Consider the following 4,016-nt stretch of genomic DNA (forward strand, 5'->3'; position numbering starts at 1 on the left):
CCTATGTTTCTTTGGGGGGGGCGGGGTGCGCCCCCCCCCGCTTTGCGTTTATTGTTCGTTTGGGGCCCCGCGGGGGGGGGGGGGGCCCGCGCGCCCCCCCCCCCCCCCCCCCGGCCGCCGTCCAGTACGCGAAGGCCGCCGCCCCGTCGACCACCGCCGTGCGGGACACCGCGCTGCCGGACACCGTCGTGCCGGGCTTCAGCCGGTCGATGTCGAGGCGCTCAACCCATACCGGGCGGCAGCGAGCGCTGCGTGCACGGGTGCCGCGGAGTCCATGCAGGCCGCTGCGCAGGAGCACGGAAGGCGGACGGATGCCTGGGACCGCCGCCCCTGTTGAGGTGGTACGGCACGGACCCGATCCGGCGCTACCCGGCGACTGCGCCGACCCGCTCGACCTGCTGGAGGACTCCTGCCGCTGTGTCTTCTCTGAGGAAGTACCCGGTGGTTCGGAATCCGGTGTCGGGGTCCTCGCCCGTGACAGTGAACCCACCGGCCGGGCCCGAGAGATCCAGAACTCCGCGAAAGCGGAATACCTGGCCGCCGGACAGGGTGCGTGTCACCAGTACCGTGTCACCACTTCCAAGGCTGTTGATGGTGTCGTAGGCATCACTCGTGTGTGCGCCGTTCATTGTGTGTCCTTCGCCGTGATGTGCGGTCGGGTTGATTGGGAGACGGGCCGATGCTTCAACGTTCCATCGGCATACCCGGGTCGGTCCAATGCACGGCACACGTCGAGAGCATGGATACGTACGCGGCGATGGTGTCGGAGAGTTCGCTCAGCCGGCCACCTTCTGCCGCCGACAGCACGTGGCGCCGATCGGTGTGCCGTCCCCGGAGCACCACGTAGGCCGCTGCGGCTACGACGCATACTGATACCAGCGACGCCGCCGGCGATGGCCTTCTCATGGTTGTCCCTCGGTCGTGCTACCCGCGCCTGATGCGTAGGTCGCTGCTGTGATTCCTACGAGCCTGGGGTCGATCCGGTTCACCGCGACCACGGTCAGGCGAGGCTGTGACCGGTGACGAACCACAGCAGTGAATCGGTTGGAGCGGCCACACCGACTGCGGTGCTCCTCCACGGAAGGCCGGCGTGCTTCCGCATGCCAGAGCGTCTGCCGGTGAACCAGTCGGCCCACGAGCACGTAGTGCCCGCTGCGGACCACCTTCTCCGCAGCGCCGGTTCCGACGCCTTGTCCCGGAACCGGCGCCACGAGGGCCACAGGCCGCAGCGACAGGCTTCCGCACCGCGGGATCCGGGGTGCCGCATGCCAGCGGCTCAGGACTTCATCGCCTCGACGGCGCGGACCCGGCAGCCCGGCGCCCCACCCGACAGTGGGCGCCGACGGCACCACAAGACACAGGCTTCACCGACTTCTCCATCTTCAGGCGGCTCACATGAACTTCAGCAACGACCGGACGGCGCACAGGATCGCCCTCGGCAGGCTGCTCAACGAGATCCCGGGCAGCGACGAATTCCTCTTCTGGCACATCATCGAGACAGCCGGATATCTTCGGCCTGCGAAGAACGTGATGGTCGTCGAACCCTACGGTGACGGATCGACGGTACGACGACTGCGCCAGGGAATCGATCACCTTACCCGCGAGGCAGGGGACGAGGCCGTCGTCGAAGACCTCTGTGCACTACTCTCGGACCTTTTCGGAGACCCCGAAACCGCGCTCGTTGCCTTCCTCGACCGGTACATGGCCGACATCGGTCACACACAGTGGCGTGCGGACGTCTGGTTGGCGGACCTCGGCATCGCCCTTCGTGACCTCTCCGCCCCGGACGAGCTGCTCGCACTGCGCCGCAAGTGGATCAAGCCCTCTGCCAGAAGCGTGCAGCTGTCCTCTCACGACACAACGGGCCTTCGGAACGCTCAGAGCGGCTGACGGCCTCGCGCGTGTGGTCCGGGCTCCGGTGCGGAGCCGAGGAGACAGCGCCGTTCCTGCGCCGGTGAGGGCGGCACGCCGACGTCAGGGCCTTGTCGAGCCCCTGGCGAGATTCTGAGCCGACGCGGCCAGGCAAATCGGTGCTCGTGTTCACAAAGGCAAGGACCAATGAACCGGCTCCGTGAGACTGCCGTTGCCATTCATGAATCACTTGACACGGCCATCCGTTGCCTCCTGGAGGGAAAAGAATTTCATGACGGCTGTATTCGTCCACGGCGTACCCGAGACCAGTCACCTGTGGAATCGATTGCGGACCTGTCTGAGCACCGACTCGGTTGCCTTGCGGCTTCCGGGTTTCGGCGCCTCCCGTCCCGATGGATTCGAGTCGACCATGGACGAGTACGTGCAGTGGGTGGAAGGGGAACTGCACAAGCTCGACGGCCCGATCGATCTCGTGGGACACGACTGGGGAGGCCTTCTGGTGGCGCGGGTCGCCACCAGATCCACCGTCGCTCTGCGCAGTTGGGCCATGGACGTTGCCGGCATCCTCCACCCCGACTACGCATGGCACGACATTGCCCAGCTCTGGCAGACACCGGGCTCTGGGGAGGCTTGGGCGACTTCCACGCTGGAAGCTTCCGATCCCGGCAGTGCCCTCAGCGCCGCCGGTCAGCTCATAGCGGCCGGCGTTCCCGAGGACGACGCACGGTCCATGGGCGAGGACTTCGATCTGACGATGGCCTCGTCCATCCTCGCCCTGTACCGTTCCGCGACCCCCAATCCGTTCGCACACTGGGGGACAGAGCTGACGTCTCCGACAACGGCTCCGGGCCTGGTCATCCACCCGACGCTCGACCCGTTCGACGACGCCGCCTCACCAGCGGTGGCCTCCACCCTCGGAGCGCGTTTCGAACCCCTCGAAGGTCTCGGCCACTGGTGGATGCTGGAGGAACCCCGCACCGCGGCCGTCGCTCTGGAGAAGTTCTGGGCAGATCTGGATTCGTGATCCGTGCGGGTCGGATCCCGGACCGGTCCCCGGCAGCTCTGACCGCAACCCGGGCCATGAGCAGGACCGGCGCGGCGTGACGTATGCCCAGGCGCTGCTAGGTCTTCCAGCAGTCCCCGCCCGGCTTGACGACGGCGGACTTGAACTTCCTGCCGCTATTGTCCTCAAAGAAGTACTTTGCGCTAAGTACCGTCGAGTACTTGCCTTTGGTGCACAGCCACAGCGGCACATTTGCGGGGGTCCTGGGCACCGCTACGCGATGCTGGGCTCCGATATGCCGGCCGCAGCCGGGGTGGCCACTCCAGCGATCAGCACGAGTGTGCCGACGGCAGCAGCGGCTGCCGCAGAGGGATGGCGCCTGAGTGCTCGAAGATTCATGACTCTGCTCCTGTCTGGGTTCGCTCGCGCCTCCCGTTCTGAATCAGGACTGATCAGGACGCGCAACTACGTGCCGCTACGTCGCGTCGGCAGCGGCGGTTCTGAGCGGAGCTACCAGGAGCTCGGGGCGTTTTGGCCGGTCGCTGCGGTGGACTGTGGTCCGCCTGCACCGTGGGTGCCCCGCACAGCAGCGATGTCGCAAGGGGTGCACATCACCGACGACCTTGCGACCGGACGCTGCTGGTCTCACACCCCAGGGCCAGGCCGCGCCACCACCGCTCGCACTAAAAGCTAACCACTTGCGTTAGTAGGCGACAGGGCCTACGGTTGCTTAAAGCGAACGAAACAGCCTTTAGCTGAGAGGGAGAGTCATGCACAGCACCCCTGCGCAGCCTGTCTCCCCTCCGACTCGCGTCCCCTCCCCGCGTGGGCAACGCTCGTCTGTAGGCGGGGAAACCGTCCCACATGCTCGCGGCACGGCTCCGCGCCGCCGCCCAGCCCCGTACCTCATCCGCCTCTTTCGAGTGAAGGAAAAGCACATGAACCGCAAGTCCTCGGCCAACCGGTCGTTCAAGCGCTCTGTGATGGTTACCGTGGCCGCTGCTGCTGTTGTTTCTGCCCTCGGGGCCGCTGCCCTGTCCGGTACTGGTACTGCCGGTGCGGCCACTGCGTCGGTGTCGGAGCCGAAGCCGACGATTGTGCTTGAGCATGGGGCGTTCGCGGATGCTTCGAGCTGGAACGG

At 66.5% G+C, this 4,016-nt stretch carries 4 protein-coding genes and 1 pseudogene; 3 read left to right on the forward strand and 2 right to left on the reverse strand.

Features of this window, described 5'->3' with window-relative positions; all coding sequences use genetic code 11:
• Nucleotides 1-365 precede the first annotated feature (365 nt).
• On the reverse strand, nucleotides 366-629 hold the full coding sequence (locus tag ACFYWY_RS38060) for a hypothetical protein (RefSeq protein WP_389196070.1): 264 nt from the start codon (nucleotides 627-629) through the stop codon (nucleotides 366-368).
• Nucleotides 630-1,332: 703 nt separating this feature from the next.
• On the opposite strand from ACFYWY_RS38060, the gene ACFYWY_RS38065 reads away from it, so the two are divergent.
• Both ACFYWY_RS38065 and ACFYWY_RS38070 read left to right on the forward strand, forming a co-directional pair.
• Complete coding sequence (locus tag ACFYWY_RS38065; protein ID WP_389196073.1) at nucleotides 1,333-1,890, forward strand: hypothetical protein; 558 nt, start codon at nucleotides 1,333-1,335, stop codon at nucleotides 1,888-1,890.
• Between the two features lie 253 nt (nucleotides 1,891-2,143).
• The gene (locus ACFYWY_RS38070; protein ID WP_389196076.1) at nucleotides 2,144-2,896 is read left to right on the forward strand and encodes an alpha/beta fold hydrolase; all 753 of its coding nucleotides are present in this window, start codon (nucleotides 2,144-2,146) and stop codon (nucleotides 2,894-2,896) included.
• 252 nt (nucleotides 2,897-3,148) lie between these two features.
• Here ACFYWY_RS38070 and ACFYWY_RS38075 read toward each other — a convergent pair whose 3' ends face one another.
• Complete coding sequence (locus tag ACFYWY_RS38075; RefSeq protein ID WP_389196079.1) at nucleotides 3,149-3,274, reverse strand: hypothetical protein; 126 nt, start codon at nucleotides 3,272-3,274, stop codon at nucleotides 3,149-3,151.
• Nucleotides 3,275-3,813: 539 nt separating this feature from the next.
• Here ACFYWY_RS38075 and ACFYWY_RS38080 point away from each other — a divergent pair.
• Nucleotides 3,814-4,016 (forward strand): annotated as a pseudogene (locus tag ACFYWY_RS38080) (hypothetical protein); the annotation flags it as partial.

Origin of the sequence: Streptomyces sp. NPDC002870, assembly GCF_042888505.1 — a bacterium.
Taxonomy (GTDB): Bacteria; Actinomycetota; Actinomycetes; order Streptomycetales; family Streptomycetaceae; genus Streptomyces.

Bases quoted from the DNA above. Each gene is read 5' to 3' on its own strand.
- ACFYWY_RS38060 (WP_389196070.1), bottom strand. From the start codon at position 629: ATGAACGGCGCACACACGAGTGATGCCTACGACACCATCAACAGCCTT.
- ACFYWY_RS38070 (WP_389196076.1), top strand. From the start codon at position 2,144: ATGACGGCTGTATTCGTCCACGGCGTACCCGAGACCAGTCACCTGTGG.
- ACFYWY_RS38075 (WP_389196079.1), bottom strand. From the start codon at position 3,274: ATGAATCTTCGAGCACTCAGGCGCCATCCCTCTGCGGCAGCCGCTGCT.